The organism is Ilumatobacter coccineus YM16-304 (genome assembly GCF_000348785.1).
GTDB classification, from domain to species: Bacteria; Actinomycetota; Acidimicrobiia; order Acidimicrobiales; family Ilumatobacteraceae; genus Ilumatobacter_A; species Ilumatobacter_A coccineus.
In genome coordinates this window covers 1,651,143-1,667,965 of record NC_020520.1, presented here as the reverse complement: position 1 = coordinate 1,667,965, position 16,823 = coordinate 1,651,143, and the positions used below count along the sequence as shown (strand labels likewise).

At 68.3% G+C, this 16,823-nt stretch carries 19 protein-coding genes; 9 read left to right on the top strand and 10 right to left on the bottom strand.

All coding sequences use genetic code 11. The features are described 5' to 3' along the window. Window positions 1-266 precede the first annotated feature (266 nt). From YM304_RS07470 to YM304_RS07460, 3 genes are all read left to right on the top strand, one after another. The gene (locus YM304_RS07470; RefSeq protein WP_162142048.1) at window positions 267-1,730 is read left to right on the top strand and encodes a PhoH family protein; all 1,464 of its coding nucleotides are present in this window, start codon (window positions 267-269) and stop codon (window positions 1,728-1,730) included. A gap of 167 nt (window positions 1,731-1,897) precedes the next feature. After that, window positions 1,898-2,227: a WhiB family transcriptional regulator gene (locus YM304_RS07465; protein WP_015441048.1), complete on the top strand. Its 330-nt coding sequence runs from the start codon at window positions 1,898-1,900 to the stop codon at window positions 2,225-2,227. Window positions 2,228-2,285: 58 nt separating this feature from the next. Next, a complete protein-coding gene (locus YM304_RS07460; protein ID WP_015441047.1) occupies window positions 2,286-2,870 on the top strand; it encodes a 3'-5' exonuclease in 585 nt (194 codons plus the stop codon). 24 nt (window positions 2,871-2,894) lie between these two features. Here the strand turns inward: YM304_RS07460 and YM304_RS07455 are convergent, their stop codons facing one another. Both YM304_RS07455 and YM304_RS07450 read right to left on the bottom strand, forming a co-directional pair. Next, the gene (locus tag YM304_RS07455) at window positions 2,895-3,878 is read right to left on the bottom strand and encodes a helix-turn-helix transcriptional regulator (protein ID WP_015441046.1); all 984 of its coding nucleotides are present in this window, start codon (window positions 3,876-3,878) and stop codon (window positions 2,895-2,897) included. Beyond that, on the bottom strand, window positions 3,875-4,930 hold the full coding sequence (locus tag YM304_RS07450) for a helix-turn-helix transcriptional regulator (protein WP_162142047.1): 1,056 nt from the start codon (window positions 4,928-4,930) through the stop codon (window positions 3,875-3,877). Before YM304_RS07450 ends, YM304_RS07455 begins: the two co-directional genes overlap by 4 nt. A gap of 1 nt (window position 4,931) precedes the next feature. Between YM304_RS07450 and YM304_RS07445 the strand changes: the two genes are divergently transcribed. The 5 genes from YM304_RS07445 to YM304_RS07425 are packed head-to-tail and all read left to right on the top strand — an operon-like array spanning window position 4,932 to window position 9,290. Further along, window positions 4,932-5,747, top strand: a complete 816-nt coding sequence (locus tag YM304_RS07445; protein ID WP_015441044.1) for an ABC transporter ATP-binding protein — start codon at window positions 4,932-4,934, stop codon at window positions 5,745-5,747. Window positions 5,748-5,754: 7 nt separating this feature from the next. Further along, entirely contained in the window at window positions 5,755-6,999 is a 1,245-nt protein-coding gene (locus YM304_RS07440; RefSeq protein ID WP_015441043.1) for an aminotransferase class V-fold PLP-dependent enzyme, read from the top strand. Next, complete coding sequence (gene sufU / locus YM304_RS07435; RefSeq protein WP_015441042.1) at window positions 6,999-7,472, top strand: Fe-S cluster assembly sulfur transfer protein SufU; 474 nt, start codon at window positions 6,999-7,001, stop codon at window positions 7,470-7,472. The genes YM304_RS07440 and sufU overlap by 1 nt, the downstream gene beginning before the upstream one ends. A gap of 9 nt (window positions 7,473-7,481) precedes the next feature. Next, a complete protein-coding gene (locus tag YM304_RS22190; RefSeq protein WP_015441041.1) occupies window positions 7,482-8,144 on the top strand; it encodes a PaaI family thioesterase in 663 nt (220 codons plus the stop codon). Between the two features lie 60 nt (window positions 8,145-8,204). Continuing rightward, window positions 8,205-9,290 (top strand): phosphotransferase family protein, encoded by a 1,086-nt coding sequence (locus YM304_RS07425; protein ID WP_015441040.1) that lies wholly within the window; start codon window positions 8,205-8,207, stop codon window positions 9,288-9,290. Between the two features lie 6 nt (window positions 9,291-9,296). Here YM304_RS07425 and YM304_RS07420 read toward each other — a convergent pair whose 3' ends face one another. From YM304_RS07420 to YM304_RS07395, 6 genes are all read right to left on the bottom strand, one after another. After that, window positions 9,297-9,815 (bottom strand): YbaK/EbsC family protein, encoded by a 519-nt coding sequence (locus tag YM304_RS07420; RefSeq protein ID WP_015441039.1) that lies wholly within the window; start codon window positions 9,813-9,815, stop codon window positions 9,297-9,299. Next, window positions 9,808-11,112 (bottom strand): MFS transporter, encoded by a 1,305-nt coding sequence (locus tag YM304_RS07415; protein WP_015441038.1) that lies wholly within the window; start codon window positions 11,110-11,112, stop codon window positions 9,808-9,810. The genes YM304_RS07420 and YM304_RS07415 overlap by 8 nt, the downstream gene beginning before the upstream one ends. Beyond that, window positions 11,109-11,348 (bottom strand): 4a-hydroxytetrahydrobiopterin dehydratase, encoded by a 240-nt coding sequence (locus tag YM304_RS07410; RefSeq protein WP_015441037.1) that lies wholly within the window; start codon window positions 11,346-11,348, stop codon window positions 11,109-11,111. The genes YM304_RS07415 and YM304_RS07410 overlap by 4 nt, the downstream gene beginning before the upstream one ends. A gap of 63 nt (window positions 11,349-11,411) precedes the next feature. Further along, on the bottom strand, window positions 11,412-11,765 hold the full coding sequence (locus YM304_RS07405; protein ID WP_041298104.1) for a hypothetical protein: 354 nt from the start codon (window positions 11,763-11,765) through the stop codon (window positions 11,412-11,414). A 54-nt stretch (window positions 11,766-11,819) separates the two neighbouring features. Then, window positions 11,820-13,058 (bottom strand): SufD family Fe-S cluster assembly protein, encoded by a 1,239-nt coding sequence (locus YM304_RS07400; RefSeq protein ID WP_015441035.1) that lies wholly within the window; start codon window positions 13,056-13,058, stop codon window positions 11,820-11,822. Window positions 13,059-13,062: 4 nt separating this feature from the next. After that, a complete protein-coding gene (locus YM304_RS07395; RefSeq protein ID WP_015441034.1) occupies window positions 13,063-13,332 on the bottom strand; it encodes a ferredoxin in 270 nt (89 codons plus the stop codon). A 42-nt stretch (window positions 13,333-13,374) separates the two neighbouring features. Between YM304_RS07395 and YM304_RS07390 the strand changes: the two genes are divergently transcribed. Next, complete coding sequence (locus YM304_RS07390; protein ID WP_015441033.1) at window positions 13,375-15,450, top strand: S9 family peptidase; 2,076 nt, start codon at window positions 13,375-13,377, stop codon at window positions 15,448-15,450. 27 nt (window positions 15,451-15,477) lie between these two features. On the opposite strand, the gene YM304_RS07385 is transcribed toward YM304_RS07390, so the two are convergent. Both YM304_RS07385 and YM304_RS07380 read right to left on the bottom strand, forming a co-directional pair. Further along, window positions 15,478-15,855, bottom strand: a complete 378-nt coding sequence (locus tag YM304_RS07385; RefSeq protein ID WP_015441032.1) for a MauE/DoxX family redox-associated membrane protein — start codon at window positions 15,853-15,855, stop codon at window positions 15,478-15,480. Window positions 15,856-15,868: 13 nt separating this feature from the next. Beyond that, a complete protein-coding gene (locus tag YM304_RS07380) occupies window positions 15,869-16,663 on the bottom strand; it encodes an MBL fold metallo-hydrolase (RefSeq protein WP_051071351.1) in 795 nt (264 codons plus the stop codon). Window positions 16,664-16,823: the final 160 nt, after the last annotated feature.

Below are 16,823 nucleotides of genomic sequence, written 5' to 3'. Positions count from 1 at the left end.
GTGCGGCGTCGGCACGCGAGGCGAGTGTCGACCCGAGGGTGCCGACGAGAACGCCGAGCGCCACCGGCGCAACCGACAACGGTCGGAGCCGCCGCCATCGATCAGAGCCGTCGCCATCGATCAGAAATGTGTCGCGCTGATGAATTCACGTCACCGACACGCATCCATCCCCCACCCGACGCGCGGCGTCCGCTACAACAGGACCTGTTCGCTATGAACGTCGATCTGCAAGTCCGCATCGAACCCAAACAACAACAGGAGTGATGGTGTCTGACCTTCTCTCGTCCAGTGTTCCGCCTGCCTCTGCTGCAGCGCCCCCGGAGACGAAAGGAGAAGCGTCAGCCACATCGCCCACCGACGACCAGCTCAGCGTCACCGACGCCCGCGATCGCACCTACCCACCGGGCACACGCGACCGCATCGTGCTCGACACCTCCGTCCTGATCGCCGACCCGACCTGCGTGCTCGAGTTCCGCGATGTCGACGTCGTCGTCCCACTGACGGTCGTCGAAGAACTCGACGGGCTCAAGAGCCGCAGCGACGACGTCGGTCGCGCCGCCCGAACGGCACTGCGCACACTCGAAGAACTCCGCGTGCGCCACGGTGGCTCGCTGGCCGAACCGGTGCCGACCGGCGCCGACAACGCCACGCTGCAGATCGAGATCAACAACATTCGCAAACACCTGCTGCTCGAGCACGGCCTCGACGCGTCGGTCCCCGACAATCGCATCATCGGCGCGGCGATCGGCCAGTCCGACTTCGGCCCCACCACCATGATCAGCAACGACGCGGCACTCCGAATCAAGGCCGCGCACCTCGGCGTCGACGCCGCCGAACACCGGCTCACCACCTCCGACCGCCCGACCGCAGCGATCGGCTGGACCACCATCGACGCCGCCTACGAAGCGATCGACTGCCTGTACGCCGCCGGGGCGATCGCCGTCGACGCCGTACTCGGCGCCGACGCCGAGCAACCACGTGAGAACGAGTTCGCCGTGCTGCGCTGTGGATCGCAGTCGGCACTCGTTCGCACCGTCGACGACGAGTTCGTGCTCCTCCCCCAGCAGTCACCCGAACCCTGGGGGCTGCGGCCGCGCAACAAAGAGCAGCGGTTCGCACTCGAACTCCTCCTCGACCCCGACATCGCAGTCATCGCACTCGACGGACGGGCCGGTACCGGCAAAACGCTGCTGGCGATCGCCGCCGGGCTCGAGATGGTCGTCGAGCAACGACAGTACGAACGCCTGGCGGTGTACCGCCCGCTCGTGCCGGTCGGACGCGCCGACGTCGGCTTCCTCCCCGGCGGCCTCGACGAGAAACTCGACCCGTGGATGTCGGCCATCCACGACGCGATCGTCGCCCTCAGCGACCAGGGCAACAGCCACGATGCGAGCAACCTCGTCGACGAACTGACCGACCGCGGGCAGCTGTCACTCGAGTCGGTGACGTTCCTCCGCGGTCGCTCGCTGCAGCGCCAGATGGTGCTCATCGACGAAGCGCAGAACCTCGAGCCGACCACGCTGCGCACGATCCTCACCCGGGTCGGCGACGGCACCAAGGTGATCTTCACCGGCGACACCAGCCAGATCGACGCCCCGTACCTCGGCGAGAACAACAACGCACTGAGCGTGCTCGCCGGAGCGTTCGCCGATCAGCGCTGCTTCGGGCACATCACGCTGACGGCCTGCGAACGCAGCTCGGTCGCCAGCCTCGCCGCCGAACTGCTCTGACGCCCGAACCGCGACGACAGCGACGACAGCGACCGGATCCGCGGCCCCGCTGTCGTCGACGCGCCCGCCACCGCAGGCTCTGACAACGATCTGACTCCAGCTCTTGTTTTTCACACGCCGATGTTTTAGTGTTAAATGCAATCACACCGAGCGAAACGACACTTGACATGAGCCTTGCCCACATCGACACCCCCCTCGACGAGAGCAACTACCCCTCTCGCAGCGACGCCTGGCGCGCCTACGCCGCATGCCGCGGCGAGACGCGTCTGTTCTTCCCCAAGAAGGCCGAACGACCCGAAGCGCGGGCACGCCGTGAGGCCAAGGCGCTCCGGCTCTGCGCGCAGTGCACCGTCGCCACCCCCTGCCGGGACTTCGCCCGCGAGCACCGCGAGTACGGCTTCTGGGCAGGCGAGTCCGAGGAAGAACGCCACCTCGCCGGCTACACCATCGCCGCTCCGATCGGCATCCGCGCCCGCAACGCCACCAAAGCGAGCTGACCGAGCGTCGGCAGCGCCGACGAGCAACACCGTCACACCCCGCCTCTACAGTGAAGCCGTGGGACTCCCCCGGTTTGCCGTCGTCGATCTCGAGACCTCCGGCCTCTCCACGCGCAAGCACCGAATCCTCCAGCTCGGCATGGTCACGGTCGAAGCCGACGGACGCGTCGTCGACCAGTGGTCGACCCTCGTCAAGCTCCGCTGGCCGCTGTCGCGTGTCGGGCCGACTCATGTCCACGGGCTTCGCCGCCGCGATCTGCGAGGCGCCCCGCCGATCGACCACGTCCTCGACGAGTTCTCCGAGCGACTCGGCACGTCGATCTTCACCGCCCACAACGCCCGGTTCGATGCCGAGTTCATCGAACGAGCACTCGAACGACGCTCCCGCCGCCACGAGTGCGGCGACGCGCTCACGCAGCGGCTGTGCACGCTGCGCATGTCGCGTCGACTCGACCCCGATCGTGAACTCTCCCACCGCCTCGGCGACGTCTGCACCCGCTACGGCGTCTCGCTCGATCGCCCGCACGATGCACTCGCCGACGCGATGGCGACAGCCGAGATCCTCCCGCACCTCCTGCGAGCGCACGACGTCCACGACGTGCACGACCTCGAACCGTTCTTCGATCGCCCTCGCACCCGCTGACGGCGCCGACCGAGCGCCACCGACTCAGTCGGCGTAGCGGGCGAGCATCCGCTGCGCGAGCGAGGTCACCGCGGGCCGCAGCTCGTCGGGCTCGACGAGCACGGCGTCGGGTCCGAGCCGCACCAGCAACCTCGCCAGCCACCGCTCGCTCGCCACCGGGAGCGTCACGTCGAGCCATCCGTTCGGCACGCCGCGCGCGGTCGTGGGATCGGCCCGATCGATCGGATACCGATCGATGATCCACTGAGCGTCGGGGCCGACGCGCACGAGCGCTCGCGGCACGTCGACATCGGTGAAGAACGGTTGCGGTTCGCCCGGCGCATCGCCCTCCGGCGGCACCGTACGGCCGGTCGGAGCCGCCTGTTCGATCCGGTCGATCCGGAAGGTGCGCAGCTCGCCCGAACGAGCGTCGTCGGCACGCACGTACCAGTTGCCGGCCTCGACGAACACGTGGCGGGGCACGAACGTCCGCTCGCTCACCGCGTCACGGGCCGGCGTGTAGTACGTGACGGCGAGCTCCGCGTGAGCAGCGACGGCATCGATGATCTGATCGGTCAACTCGGGTCGCGACAGGTCGATGGCCACGCCCGCCGTGTCGTCGGACCCGGCACTGGCCGTGTCGATACCGGCCGCGCCGAGCGCTGCGGCGAGTTTCGCGAGCCCGCGCCCGAGCGGCCCGGTGGCGTCGCCACCCGGGAGTTCGAGCGCTGCTCGTCCAGCGGCCAGCAGCGAGAAGGCTTCGGGCGCGGTGAGCCGCAACGACCTCGTGAAGAGCCGCGGCACCCCGACGAACACCATCCCGTCGTCGACGAACACGTCGATCATCTCGTCGACATACGGCGGCAAGCCACACATCGCGACGAGTTCGAGGTCGTTCGTGACCTGCGCTTCGGTCATGTCGAAGCGCTCGGCGACCTCCGACAGCGGCACCTCGCCCGCCTCCATGAGGTACGGCAGCATCACCAGCAGGCGCCGCAGCCGGTCTTCGGCGTTGCGCGGGCCGCTCACGACGCACTCTCCACGCGGGCCGACGCTTCGATCCACTCGACGATGTGTGCCCGGATCTCGGGCGGGCCGACGACCACGGCGTGATCGGTGAGTCCGAGGACCCACGACCGGAACGCGTCGAGATTGGTCGCCGGGACCCGGACGCGGATCGCCCCGTCGTCGAGGTGCTCGATCACGCGATCGGCCCCGAGTTCACGGGCGATCGCCCCGGCGCGCACCGCCGACACCTCGACCACCGCATCGACACCGTCCTCGGCTGCGTGGCCGATCTGTTTCGGATCGGCCGGAAACGCATCGCGTGGATCGAAGTCGGCCGGACGCTCGAACGCCCCCGGCTCTCCGGTGGCGATGTCGCCGACGATGCGGTCGACACGGAACGTCCGCTTCTCGCCGCGCAGGTGGTCGTGGCCGACCAGGTACCAGAAGCCCCCTCGCAGCAGCACGCCCCAGGGCTCGACGACGCGCTCGGCGTCGCGGTACTCGAACGTGATGGGAGCGCGGGCGGCGACGGCGGCGCGGATCGTCGGCAGCTCGGGCCGGTCGGGCAGCACCGCCGAGATCGGCGGGCGCTCGTCGCCGATCGAACCGCCGAGTTTCCAGATCGCGTCCTGCCCGGCATCGGTGCGCACCGTCGCCACCGCCACCTGCAGCGCCCGCATCTCGTCGTCGGCCAGATCGAGTTCGTCGAGCTCGTACGACGATCGGTCGATCCAGTACTGCGTCTGGCCCGACATCTCGTCACCGCCGACGACCGTCATCTCGATGGGCACGCCGATGCCGCGCAACGCCGCCTTGTCGCGCTCGAACGCCTGGCGCGCCGCCTTGTCGTTCTCGGGATACTGCCCGGCGAGCTCGGTGCGGATCCGGCGGAGCGGGAGCGGTTGCTGCGTTTCGAGCAAGAGCGCCAGGAGATTCGTCAGACGCTCCACACGATCGGCCATGTCGGCCATGCTAAAGGTCGCCGCGACGCGCGCACGCGTCCAAGCGCTGCTCAGCGGGGATTTACCCGACGCACACGAGAGAAACTCCTGCCCGACTCGTACAATCGGCATCGTGACGAACGCCGGAGCGACCGACTCGGCCCTCACGGGCGATGCGCCGCTCCTCGCTGTCCGCAACCTGCACGCAGCACCCGACGACGGTGACGTCGCCACCATGCCGGGCGCCGCCCAGGGGTGTGTGCTGCGAGGTGTCGATCTGACGATCGGCGTCGGCGAGCTCCACGCGATCGTCGGCGATGCGAGTACCGCAGCGATCGGCCCAGTGCTCATGGGATCCCCGGCGCATCGGGTCACCGACGGCAGCATCCACCTCCGCGGCGACGACGTCACCGATTGGCCCGTCGACGAACGAGCCAAAGCCGGCCTGTTCCTGTCGTTCCCACGCCCCACGCCGATTCCCGGCGTCTCGGTCCGGCGACTCCTCCACCGAGCCGAGTCCGCCAACGCTCGGTCACGCTCCTCGGCGCAAGCCGCTCACGGCACCGCCGGCGACTGGGCCCGGCGCGTCGGTCTCGACGCCGACGCGGTCGACTCGCCCGCCGCCGGCGACCTGTCCGAGCACCAATCCGAGCTCCAACCGCTCACCGAGATCGTGCAGCTGGCCGTCCTCCAGCCGGCGCTCGCCGTGCTCGATCTCACCGACTCGCCCAGCGACGCCGCCGTGGCCCGCGCCGTCCGCCTGGTCTGCTCCGAACGGCCACACATGGCGGTGCTCCTGATCGCACCGTCTCCTCGGCTTCTCGCCGAGATCGCACCGCACCGGGTCCACTCGTTCGTCGGTGGTCGCATCGTCGCGTCCGGCGGACTCGAACTCACCCAGCAACTCGAACGGAGCGACCACGAGTCGTTCCAGAAAGTCGGGGTCTGAACTCGTCATGACAACCGAAGCAATCGACATCGCCGCGATCCGCAGCCAGTTCCCGCTGCTCACCGACCGCACGATCGACGACAAACGCCTCGTCTACCTCGACTCGGGCAACACCTCGCAGAAACCCCGGCGCGTCATCGACGCGATGCAGCACTTCATGGAATCGACGTACGCGCCGATCAACCGCAGCTCGTACCGACTCGCCGGCGAAGCGACCGAGGTCTACGAAGGCGCTCGCGCCGCCGTGGCCCGTCTCATCAACGCCCCGTCGGCCGACGAGGTGGTCTTCACGAAGAACGCCACCGAGTCGATGAACCTGATCGCCCTCGCCTGGGGCCGCGCCAATCTCGGCACCGGCGACGTGGTGGTGCTCACCGAGATGGAGCACCACGCCAACATCGTCCCGTGGCAGATGCTGCAGGCCGAGCGGGGCATCGAGATCCGGTGGATTCCGCTCACCGCCGACGGGCAACTCGATCTGACCGACCTCGACCGCCTGCTCGACGGCGCCAAGGTGCTGTCGTTCACCGCGATGAGCAACGTGCTCGGCACGATTCCACCCACTGCGATGCTCTGCAGCGCCGCCCACGACGCCGGTGCGCTCGCCGTGGTCGACGCCTGCCAGTACGTGCCCCACAACGTCACCGACGTGCAGGCGTGGGGAGCCGACCTGGTCGCGTTCTCCAGCCACAAGATGTGCGGCCCGTCGGGCATCGGCATGCTGTGGGGGCGCATGGAGATCCTCGAGTCGATGCCGCCGTTCCTCGGTGGCGGCAACATGATCGACACGGTCACGTTCGACGGTTTCACCACCGCACCGGTCCCGGCCAAGTTCGAGGCGGGCACGCCTCCGATCATCGAAGCCGCCGGCCTCACCGCAGCGGTCGAGTTCCTCGAAGAGATCGGCATGGCCAACATCCGTCAGCACGAGATGTCGCTGACCCGCTACACCCTCGACACGCTCAACGAGCGTTTCGGTGACGAGATCACGATCTACGGACCCGACAACGTCGAGCTGCGCGGCGGGGTGTTCAGCTTCGCCTTCCGCGACCTGCACCCGCACGACGTGAGCCAGGTGCTCGACGAGACCAACGTCTGCGTCAGAGCCGGGCACCACTGCGCCAAGCCGCTCATGAAGACACTCGGCGTCGCCGCCACGACCCGAGCGAGCGTGTACCTGTACAACGACGAGCACGACATCGATGCGCTGGCTGATGGCCTGGCCGGCGCAACCGATATCTTTGGCTTCTGATGTCTGGCCTCGAAGATCTCTACCGCGAGATCATCCTCGATCATTACCGCACGCCTCGCAACCGGGGCGAGCTCGATCCGCCTGCGGTGCAGACCGACGGTCACAACCCGCTGTGCGGCGACGAGATCAGCGTGTACCTGCTCGTCGACGACTCCAGCGGCTCCGGCGACGATGCGGTGATCTCCGACATCAAGATCGGTGGCCAGGGTTGCTCGATCAGCCAGTCGTCGGCGTCGATGATGAGCCAGGCCGTGATCGGCAAGACCGTCGGCGAGGTCAAAGCGATCATCCGTCGGTTCAAGTCGATGATGGGCATCGAATCGGTCGAGCTCGAAGCGGGCGACGACGCGGTCGACCTCGGCGACCTCGAAGCGCTCCAGGGCGTGGTGAAGTTCCCGGTGCGCATCAAGTGCGCCGTGCTCTCGTGGAACACGCTCACCAACGCGCTCGACGAAGCCTCGTCGTCGACCTGAGCTCGACGAGTGTCGTCCGAATCGTCCGCGACCACGACGCCCGACGTCGCTGAAGCACGCGCCCGCCTCGGCGCGGCGTACCGGCGCCTCGGTCATTCGATCGCCGGCCACGACGCCGAGGCCGACGACCTCGACCGCATCGCCGACTCGCTCCACCTCGCCGCCGACGAACTCGACGCCTTCCCCATCCGTGACCGCGCCACCGAACGACGGACCGGCGACTGGGGACCACCACCGGCGAGCGGCGAGCAGATGTTCAGCTTCGACGAACGGCCGATCTCGGGCCGTGCCGCGCCGCTCGGATTCGACGTCTCGATCACTCGCGAGGGCGACGAGGTCGTCGGCAGGCTCACACTCGGCTCGGCGCACGAAGGCGCTCCGTCGCGCAGCCACGGCGGCATGGTGTCGGCGCTGTTCGACGACGTGTTCGGCTTCGTTCTCACGATCGAGCAACAGGCGGGCTTCACCGGTGAGCTGACGGTGCGGTACGAGGCCGGCACGCCGATCGGTGTGCCGTTGGCGTGTCGTGTGCGGCTCGCCGCACGCGACGGCCGCAAGTTGCTGATGACCGGCGAGCTGACGCTCGACGACGACCCGACCACGGTGTTCGCACGCTCGACCGCGACGTTCATCGCGATCGACCCTGAACGCTTCAGCCAGCTCACGTCCTGACCCGCGCTGCGTGCCGCTCGACTCCGAGTGGCGGCGGGCGCGGCGATTATGTTGCCGCACATGGCAGCCCCAGCAATCCCGGCCCAGATCGCCGACATCGACGTCGCCTGGCTCAACGAGGCGCTCGGCGACGAGTTCGGCACGATCACGGCGGCGAGCGCCGAGCGATTCGGCGAAGGCGTGGGCATCCTCGGCGAGTTGGCTCGGTTCACGCTCACCTACGCCGACGGTCACAGCGGGCCCGCCACCCTCGTCGCCAAGTGTGCGTCGCCGTCGGAGGAGAACCAGTTCCTGGCGCTCGCGATGGGGTTCTACGTCCGCGAGGTCAACTTCTACCGCCATGTCGCCGACAGCGTCGCCGTGCGCGTCCCGCGCCCCTATCACGCCGCGACCTCCGACACCGGGGTGCCCTTCGTGTTGCTGATCGAAGACATCGCCGGTGCGTCCACGCCGGATCAACTCGCCGGACTGTCGGTCGACGAGGTCACCACGATCATCTCGACCATCGCGCCGCTGCACATCCAGTTCTGGGGCAGCGACCGACTGGATGCGCTCGACTGGCTCCCGCCGATGAACAACGACATGTACAAGGGCGGCGCGCCGCTCGCCACCGCGTTGTTCCCGTCGTTCGCCGAGCACTTCGGCGATCGGATCCCCGCCGACTTCATGGCGACGATCGGCGGCGCATGCGAGCGCTACGCCGAACTGCTCGACTACACCACCACCATCGGAGCTCCGACGTTCACGCACACCGACTGCCGCGCCGAGAACTACCTGTTCGGTGGCCCCGACGGCGACGACGCCGTGACGGTGATCGACTTCCAGCTGTCGACCCGGCACATCGGCATGTGGGACGTCACCAACCTCATCGCCGGCTCGATGGACCCCGAACTCCGCAAGCAGCACGAGACCGCCATCATCCAGGGCTACGTCGATCAGATCGTCGCCGCCGGCATCGACTACTCGCTCGACCAGGCGATGCACGAGTACCGGGTCTGCCTGTTGCAACAGATGGCCGCACAGGTGATCACGAGCGATCTGCAGGGTGGCAACGATCGCGGCACCGAGCTGCTCGAGCAGCTGCATCTGCGGCCGGTGCTCGCCGCGATCGACAACGACGCCGGCTCGATCCTCGACCTCTTCTGACCGGCGTCAGTCTCGTCTGAGGTCGGTGACCGTGCCGCCGCTCGCGGTGACGAGGCGGTCGGGAGCGATGGCGAACACGTCGTTCCAGGTGCCGGCTGCAGCCCAGACCTCGTCATACTGCAACAGATCGGGGTCGATGAACACGTCGAGTTCGGTGTCGTGACCGAACGGTGGCACACCGCCGATCGGGAAGCCGGTGGCCGAGCGAACCGTGTCGGCGTCGACGCGCCGGCACCTCGCAGCACCGGCCGCCGCAGCGAGCTTCTTCTCGTCGAGCATGTTGGCACCCGACACATACGCGAGCACGAGGTCGATCGAGCCGTCCCCTGCGTCTGCGTCGCCGGCGCTCCGGTCGACGCCGAAGATCAGGCTCTTCACGATCTGGCCCACGGCGCAACCGACGGCGTCGGCTGCATCCTGTGCCGTCTTGGCGCCCTGCGGGTAGCTGACCGGCTCGACGGTGACCCCCAGTGTTCGGCCGGCCTCGACCACCTTGACGACGTTGCGGTGCGGTTGTTCAGACATCGATGGCGACGGTAGTCGGAAGCGTCGCCGGACCGGCTCGGGAAATGACCACGGTGCCCACGCCGCACAGCATCGCCGCGATCAGATACGGCCAGTCGTACGACCCGAAGACGTCGTAGAGCCACCCGATGAGCAGCGGACCGCCGGCCACACCCGCGATCGCGATGGCTTGCGATCTCCCGTAGATCTTCGGGTAGTCGAGCACCCCGAACCGCTCGGCGATCAACAGCGGTTGCAACATCAACAGGTTGCCGATGGTGAGCCCGAACAACACGATCGACGCAAAGATCAAGACGGTCGCACGGGAGACGGCGATCCCGGCGAGCGCCACACACTGCAGCCCGGCGAGCGCGACGGTCAGGCGCGTCATCGGCACGATCGACACGAGACGGCCACCGATCAGACGAGCGACGACCGACGTCGCGGCGAGCACGGTGATCGCGAACTGGGCGGTCCGCTCGTCGGTGCGGTCTTCGACCAGCTTGACCAACTGTTGGATGCCGCCGACCTGCGACCCGAGCGCCAGCACGAACCCGTAGGTGACCATCTTGTAGAACGTCGACGACACGGCGTCGGCATACGGCACGCCGGTGGCGACGGCCGGAGCAACGCCGCGTGCAAGGCGGATGCCGTCGGGTTCCCATCCGTATCTGGCAGGGTCCGGGCGGATGAGCAGCCAGGTGACCGGTACGACCCCGACGACGAACAGCACTCCGAGCCACGGCGTGGTCGCCGCCAAGCCGTGGTCGTCGATGAAGCGCTTCGCGAACGGCGTGATGACGATGCCTCCGACCGAGAGACCGGTCGACGCGACCGACAGGGCCACTCCGCGCTTGAGATGGAACCAGCGCGTCACCACCGTCGTGGTCGAGACCAGACCGGCGAACCCGTACCCGACCGCGAAGAACGCGTACGACACATACAGCTGCCACGGGCTGGTCACCTGCCCGACGAGCGCCAGCGCACCGCCCGAGACGAGCGCGCCGATGGTGATGACGATGCGCACGTCGAAGCGGGCGATGAGGCGGGCGACCCACAAGCCGATGAGCCCGCCGATGACGAAGAAGACGGTGACGGCGAACGAGATGCTGCCGAGCGCCCAGCCCTGCTCGTTGCTGAACGCGTTGAGATACACCGCCAACCCGTAGAAGGCGAGCCCCGAGTTGACGAGCAACACGACGAAGCAGCCCGCGACCACTCGCCACCCAGGAAACGTTCCCGTCGGCTCATCGAGGGCCGACACGTCCGGCGCGACCGACGCGGCGGCACCGCCGACGTGCGCCGGATCTCGGCTCATGAACCGGCGATCGCGTCGATCGCCGCGGCCACGGCGCGATCGCGCTCGGTCACGACGTGGCCGGCATCGTGTGTGGTCAGGCGGATCCTGACGGTTCCGTACACGTTCGACCATTCGGGATGGTGGTCGTGTTCCTCGGCGATGAACGCGACTCGCGTCATGAACGCGAACGCTTCACGGAAGTTCGCGAACGTGAACTCGCGCTCCAACCCGTCGTCGACTTCGCTCCAGCTCATTGCCAGAACCTACGCGCGCTGGCGTCGCGGCAGATCACCGGGGCACCCACCAGCAGGCGAGCGTCAGCGCTTCTTGCGGAAGATGCGCTTCAACAACCCCGGTTTGTTCGCGGCGTCGCGCTCTGCCTGCACTTCGGCCATCACGTCGGAACCGATCGAGTTCACGATGTCTTCGGCCGCGTCGAGCACCGCCGCGGCCGACCCGTCGTCGAGCCCGGCCGGTTCGGGTGGCGTCGCCGGAATGGCGAGGCTGCCGTGCGTCCAGGCGGCGTCGGCGAGGCGACGCTCGTAGCCCGGGCAGTTCTCGGGGCACCGCCACGGCGCGTCGGGTGCCAGGTCGATGTTGCACTTCCGAACGGTGTCACCATTGGGGTACGACCGAGATTCGAAGTTCTTGCACTCGGTCCGCATCGGCATGACGACGATGATATCCGGGCGCGAAGTGCCCCGACCCGCGGCCGTTCGAGCCGGTCAGCCGACCGACCCGCGCAGCGTCAGTTCGACGAGGCGTGACCATTCGACGGCGTACTCCATCGCGAGCCGGGACGTGACCGGCTCGATGAAACCGTCGACGATCGTCGCATCCGCCTCGTCGACGGAGAGCCCGCGCGACATGAGGTAGAACCGCTGCGACCCGGTGATGTGCCCCGTGTGATGCGACACCCGTACGTCGCCCACATCGGCGTGTGGCGCCGAGACCGCCCAGGCCGATGCCGCATTCGCGGCAGTCGTCACGTCGTCGGCGTGCAGCCGATCGGTGGTGACGTCGGTTCGAGTCGCTGCTGCCGTGGGCTCCGCGATCACGTGCACGTCCCCCGTCGACCGCCCGTCGTCGACGGTGATCGACGTGGCGACCACCGTGGCTGTCGTGTTCGGTGCGGCGTGGACCACGTCGACGTGTGCTCGACGTTGTTGGCCGCTCCCGGCCGCAGCCACCGACCACGCTCCGCCACTGGCCCCGTCGCCGACCAGTTCGACACCCGTGCGGTCGACCGTACGACGAGCTCCGATGTTGCCGTCGATCCATTCGGCGCTACCGCCGGCCTCGACCCGCGCTCGTTTGGTGGCGAACTGATCGACGTGTGCCGACCAGTTCTGGACCGTCGCGTGCACGACACGCCCCCGGGGCCGCACCACCACCTCGGTCACCGCGGACTGCGTCGACCGGTCCGTGTAGATCGGCGCCGAACACCCCGCGACACAGGTGACGCTCGCGCCGACCTCGGCGACGACCAGCGTTCGCTCGAACCGACCCGGTTGGCCCGGTCCGAGGCTCGACGCCGTCTGCACCGGCAGGTCGACCTCGACCCCGGGCGGCACATGGACGAACGTGCCGCCCGTCCACAGCGCCGTGTTGAGCGCGGCGAACGGGTCGGCGTCGGGACCCACCACCGACCCGAGGTGTTCTTCGACGAGGTCGGGATGCTCGTGCACGGCATCGTCGAGCGAACAACACACCACACCGAGGTCGGCGAGCGAGCGCGACCGCTCGCTGGACTCGGCATGGGCGACCTCGGTCGCTCGAACCCGAGCACCGCCCCGGGCGAGCGCCAGATGCCGGTCGAGTTCCCCGCGCAGGTCGAGGTCGGGAACCGCGTCAGCGAACCAGGCGACCGTCGACGGCTCGGCGAGCACCTCGAGCGCACGCCGTCGCAATTCCGTCAGCCAGCCGGGCTCGTCGGCACGGCGGGCGGCATCGGAACCGGACATCGCGTCAGGCGAGTTCGTCGACGGGCTCGACCGGCGGATCGTCGAGTTCGATGAAGATGCACTCGCCGGGGCAGGTCTCGGCCGAGTGGATCACGTCGGCCACGTTGCGCGGAGCGACCCAGGCCAGGCTTCCCGACCCACCCGGGTCGTTGAGCGGCTGCCCGGCCTCGGCGACATAGGCGATGCCGTCCTCGAGTTGGACGAACACGTCCGAGCAGTGATCGATGCAGATGCCATCGCCCGTGCAGAGGTCTTGGTCGATCCACACGCGCATGCAAGCGGAACGGTACCGGTGTGCGCCTACATTGGCTCGACCGTGAGCACGCCTGATTCAGCCCCAGCGACCAACGTCACAGCACCCAGCGCGCCCCGGCGCCCACACACGTGGCACCGGCCGACCGGCGAGGTCGACGACGACTACGCCTGGATGCGAGACGTCGACGACCCGGAGCTGCATGCCCATCTCGCCGCCGAGAACGCGTACGCCGACGGCTGGTTCGCCCAGCACACCGACACGATCGACTCGATCTTCGGAGAGATCAAGTCGAGAGTCCGCGAAACCGACATGTCGACGCCGGTGTTCAACGGTGGCTGGTGGTACGTCACCACGACCGAGGAAGGCGCCTCCTATCCCCGGCACCACCGCGGTCCGAGCGCCGACACGGCCACGCGGCATCTGCTGCTCGACGAGAACGTCGAAGCCGACGGTCACGACTACTTCGACCTCGGTGCGTTCGACGCCTCGCACGATCACTCGCACTTCGCCTGGTCGACCGACACCGCCGGCGACGAGCGCTACACGCTGCGCATCAGGACCATCGCCGACGACGGCACCTCGTCCGAACTCGACGACGTGATCCACGACGTCGCCCACGCCGGCACCGCCTGGTCGGCCGACGGCAGCGTGCTGTTCTACGTGCGCCCCGACGAGCAACAACGCCCCTTCCAGGTCTGGCGACACACCGTCGGCGACGCGACCAGCGACGACGACACCCTGGTGTATCAGGAGTCCGACGAACGCTTCTTCGTGCAGGTCGGAGAGACCCGTTCCGACGAGTGGATCGTGATCCACTCCGGCAGTCAGACCAGCGCCGAGGTCCGGCTCATCCCCAGCGCCATGCCGCTGATCACGCCCACCGTCGTGCTCGAACGCCGCGACGACGTCGAGTACCAGATCGACCACTGGGGCGACCGGTTCGTGATGGTGACCAACGACGGCGCCGTCGACTTCCGCATCCTCGAAGCGTCGATCGACGCCGACTGGACCCACCCCACGAGCTGGACCGAACTCGTGGCGGGTGAGTCCGGACGCCGGATTCTCGGTTGCGAAGCGTTCGCCGATCATCTCCTCATCCACGAATGGGCGGCCGCGCAGCCGCGCCTGCGCCTCTTGTTCCGCGACGGCACCGAACGCTTGATCGACCTCGGCCCCGAACCCCACGACGTCAATCCGTCGGCCAACCCGGAGTGGTCGACCACCACGTTGCGCTTCGGAACGCAGTCGCTCACCTCGCCCCCGACGCTGTACGACGAAGACGTCGTCACCGGCGAACGCACGCTGCTGCGCCGGCTCCCGACCCCGAACATCGAACTGGGTGACTACGTCGCGAGTCGGATGTGGGCCGAGTCGGCCGACGGCACCGCGGTGCCCATCGACATCGTCCGCCACGTCGACACGCCGGTCGACGGCACCGCGCCCGGCTGTCTCTACGGCTACGGGTCGTACGAGGCCTCGCTCCCGCCGTGGTTCTCGGTGGCCCGGCTGTCGCTCCTCGACCGCGGCTACGTCTGGGCCCTCGCTCACCCTCGGGGCGGCGGCGAGCTGGGCCGGCAGTGGTACCTCGACGGCAAGCTCGAACACAAGCAGCACACGTTCGACGACATGATCGCGAGTAGCGAACACCTCGTCGCCACGGGAGTGGTCGCACCGGACCGGTTGGCGATCCGCGGCGGGTCCGCCGGTGGGCTGCTCGTCGCCGCGTGCATGACCCAGCGACCCGACCTCTACGCGTCGGTGGTGGCAGAGGTGCCGTTCGTCGACATCGTCAACACGATGAGCGACCCGTCGCTGCCGCTCACGGTGACGGAGTGGGAGGAGTGGGGCGACCCGCGAACGGAGCCCTTCGCGTCGGCGATGCTCTCCTACTCCCCCTACGACAACACGGTGCCCGCCGACTACCCGGCGCTCTACGCCACCGCCGGCCTCAACGACCCGCGAGTCAGCGTGCACGAACCCGCCAAGTGGGTGGCCCGGCTCCGTGACGTGACCACCGGCGACGCCCCGATCGTGCTGCGGACCGAGATGGACGCCGGACACGGCGGACCGACCGGTCGTTACGACGCCTGGCGAGACGAGGCCCGCACCCTCGCCTTCCTGCTCGCGACCACCTGAGTACGCCGCGAGAGCGACCCGAGTCGCTCAGGTGGCGGCGATCGCCGCAGCGGCCAACAGCGCGAGGTTTCGAGCGACGTGACCCACACCGATCGGCTTCGCCGACCACGCGCCGAAGCACGCACACGGTGGCCGCTGTCCGGCGCGCAGCCGCACGACGATCAGCACGGTGAACGCGACGAGCAGCACGAGCGCCGCCACGGCGAACAGCTGGCGGGCGAACTGGGCGACGAGTGCGGCGCCGATCACGAGTTCGACCCACGGCATCACCGGGATGCTGAGCGACGGCGCTCCGAGGCCCCGAGCCTGTGACGCCCACGCATCGCGAGCGGCGAGCTTCGACGCACCAGCGACGAGAAACGCACCACCCACGACGACCGCGGCGACGATTCTCGCGATGTCCACCGACGCCTCGCGACTACGACGTGGCGGTAGCCGCGCCGTCGACCACGACGGTCTGGCCTTCGCGGGCACCGAACACGTCGAGGCCCTGTCGGGCGCCACTCGCGATCGCTGCGTCGAACAACTCGTCGAGTTCGTCGTCGTGATGGCTCGGGTCGTGATGGAAGAGCGCGAGCCGCTTCGCTCCCGACTCGACCGCCAACCACACCGCGTAGTCGATGGTGCAGTGTCCCCAATCGCACTTCCCGACGAACTCGTCGGGGGTGAACTGGGCGTCGTGGATGATCAGATCGGCGCCTGCGCACAGTTCGAGCGCGCCCTCCGACGCCGTCAGCGACCCGTCGCACGGCATCTGGTGGTCGCTCAGGTACGCGACCGATGCGCCGTTGCACTCGACCCGGTAGCCGACCGTGTTACCCACGTGCGGAATCTGGCGAGCTTTCACGTCGATGCGCGGCGTCGAATCGCTGCCCTCGACCAGCGTGAAGTCACTGTTGAGGATCTCGTGGAACCGCACCGTGCCAGGCAGCAGCGCCAAGTCGACGGGAAAGAGTGGCGGCTTGATCGTGTCGGCGAACACCTGCTCGACGCTGAGTCCGTCGAGTTGCTCGGGTGCGTACACCGCGACCTCCGAACCATCTCGCAACAGCGGGGTGAAGAACGGGATGCCCTGGATGTGGTCCCAGTGGAGATGGCTCAGCAGGCAGGTGCCGGTGAACGGCTGGTCGGCCGGCTGCCCGGCGCCGAAGTAGCGGAGACCCGTGCCCAGATCGAACAGGATGGGCTCGACGCCGGCGATGTCGAGTGACACGCACGAGGTGTTTCCGCCGTACCTGACGATCTCGGGGCCGTGACAGGGCGTGGAGCCGCGCACGCCGTGAAAAGTCACGGACATCCCGCTCGACGCGGGCCGAAGATCTGCATTCCCCCTGATTCGTGAATGGTAGGCCCGCTCGCGGCCCAAACCGCAA

Coding starts and splice junctions, on each gene's coding strand:
- YM304_RS07425 (WP_015441040.1), top strand. CDS start 8,205: ATGGCAGCCCCAGCAATCCCGGCCCAGATCGCCGACATCGACGTCGCC.
- YM304_RS07395 (WP_015441034.1), bottom strand. CDS start 13,332: ATGCGCGTGTGGATCGACCAAGACCTCTGCACGGGCGATGGCATCTGC.
- YM304_RS07410 (WP_015441037.1), bottom strand. CDS start 11,348: ATGAGCTGGAGCGAAGTCGACGACGGGTTGGAGCGCGAGTTCACGTTC.
- sufU (WP_015441042.1), top strand. CDS start 6,999: ATGTCTGGCCTCGAAGATCTCTACCGCGAGATCATCCTCGATCATTAC.
- YM304_RS07450 (WP_162142047.1), bottom strand. CDS start 4,930: ATGCCGATTGTACGAGTCGGGCAGGAGTTTCTCTCGTGTGCGTCGGGT.
- YM304_RS07420 (WP_015441039.1), bottom strand. CDS start 9,815: ATGTCTGAACAACCGCACCGCAACGTCGTCAAGGTGGTCGAGGCCGGC.
- YM304_RS07465 (WP_015441048.1), top strand. CDS start 1,898: ATGAGCCTTGCCCACATCGACACCCCCCTCGACGAGAGCAACTACCCC.
- YM304_RS07440 (WP_015441043.1), top strand. CDS start 5,755: ATGACAACCGAAGCAATCGACATCGCCGCGATCCGCAGCCAGTTCCCG.
- YM304_RS07415 (WP_015441038.1), bottom strand. CDS start 11,112: ATGAGCCGAGATCCGGCGCACGTCGGCGGTGCCGCCGCGTCGGTCGCG.
- YM304_RS07405 (WP_041298104.1), bottom strand. CDS start 11,765: ATGCCGATGCGGACCGAGTGCAAGAACTTCGAATCTCGGTCGTACCCC.
- YM304_RS07400 (WP_015441035.1), bottom strand. CDS start 13,058: ATGTCCGGTTCCGATGCCGCCCGCCGTGCCGACGAGCCCGGCTGGCTG.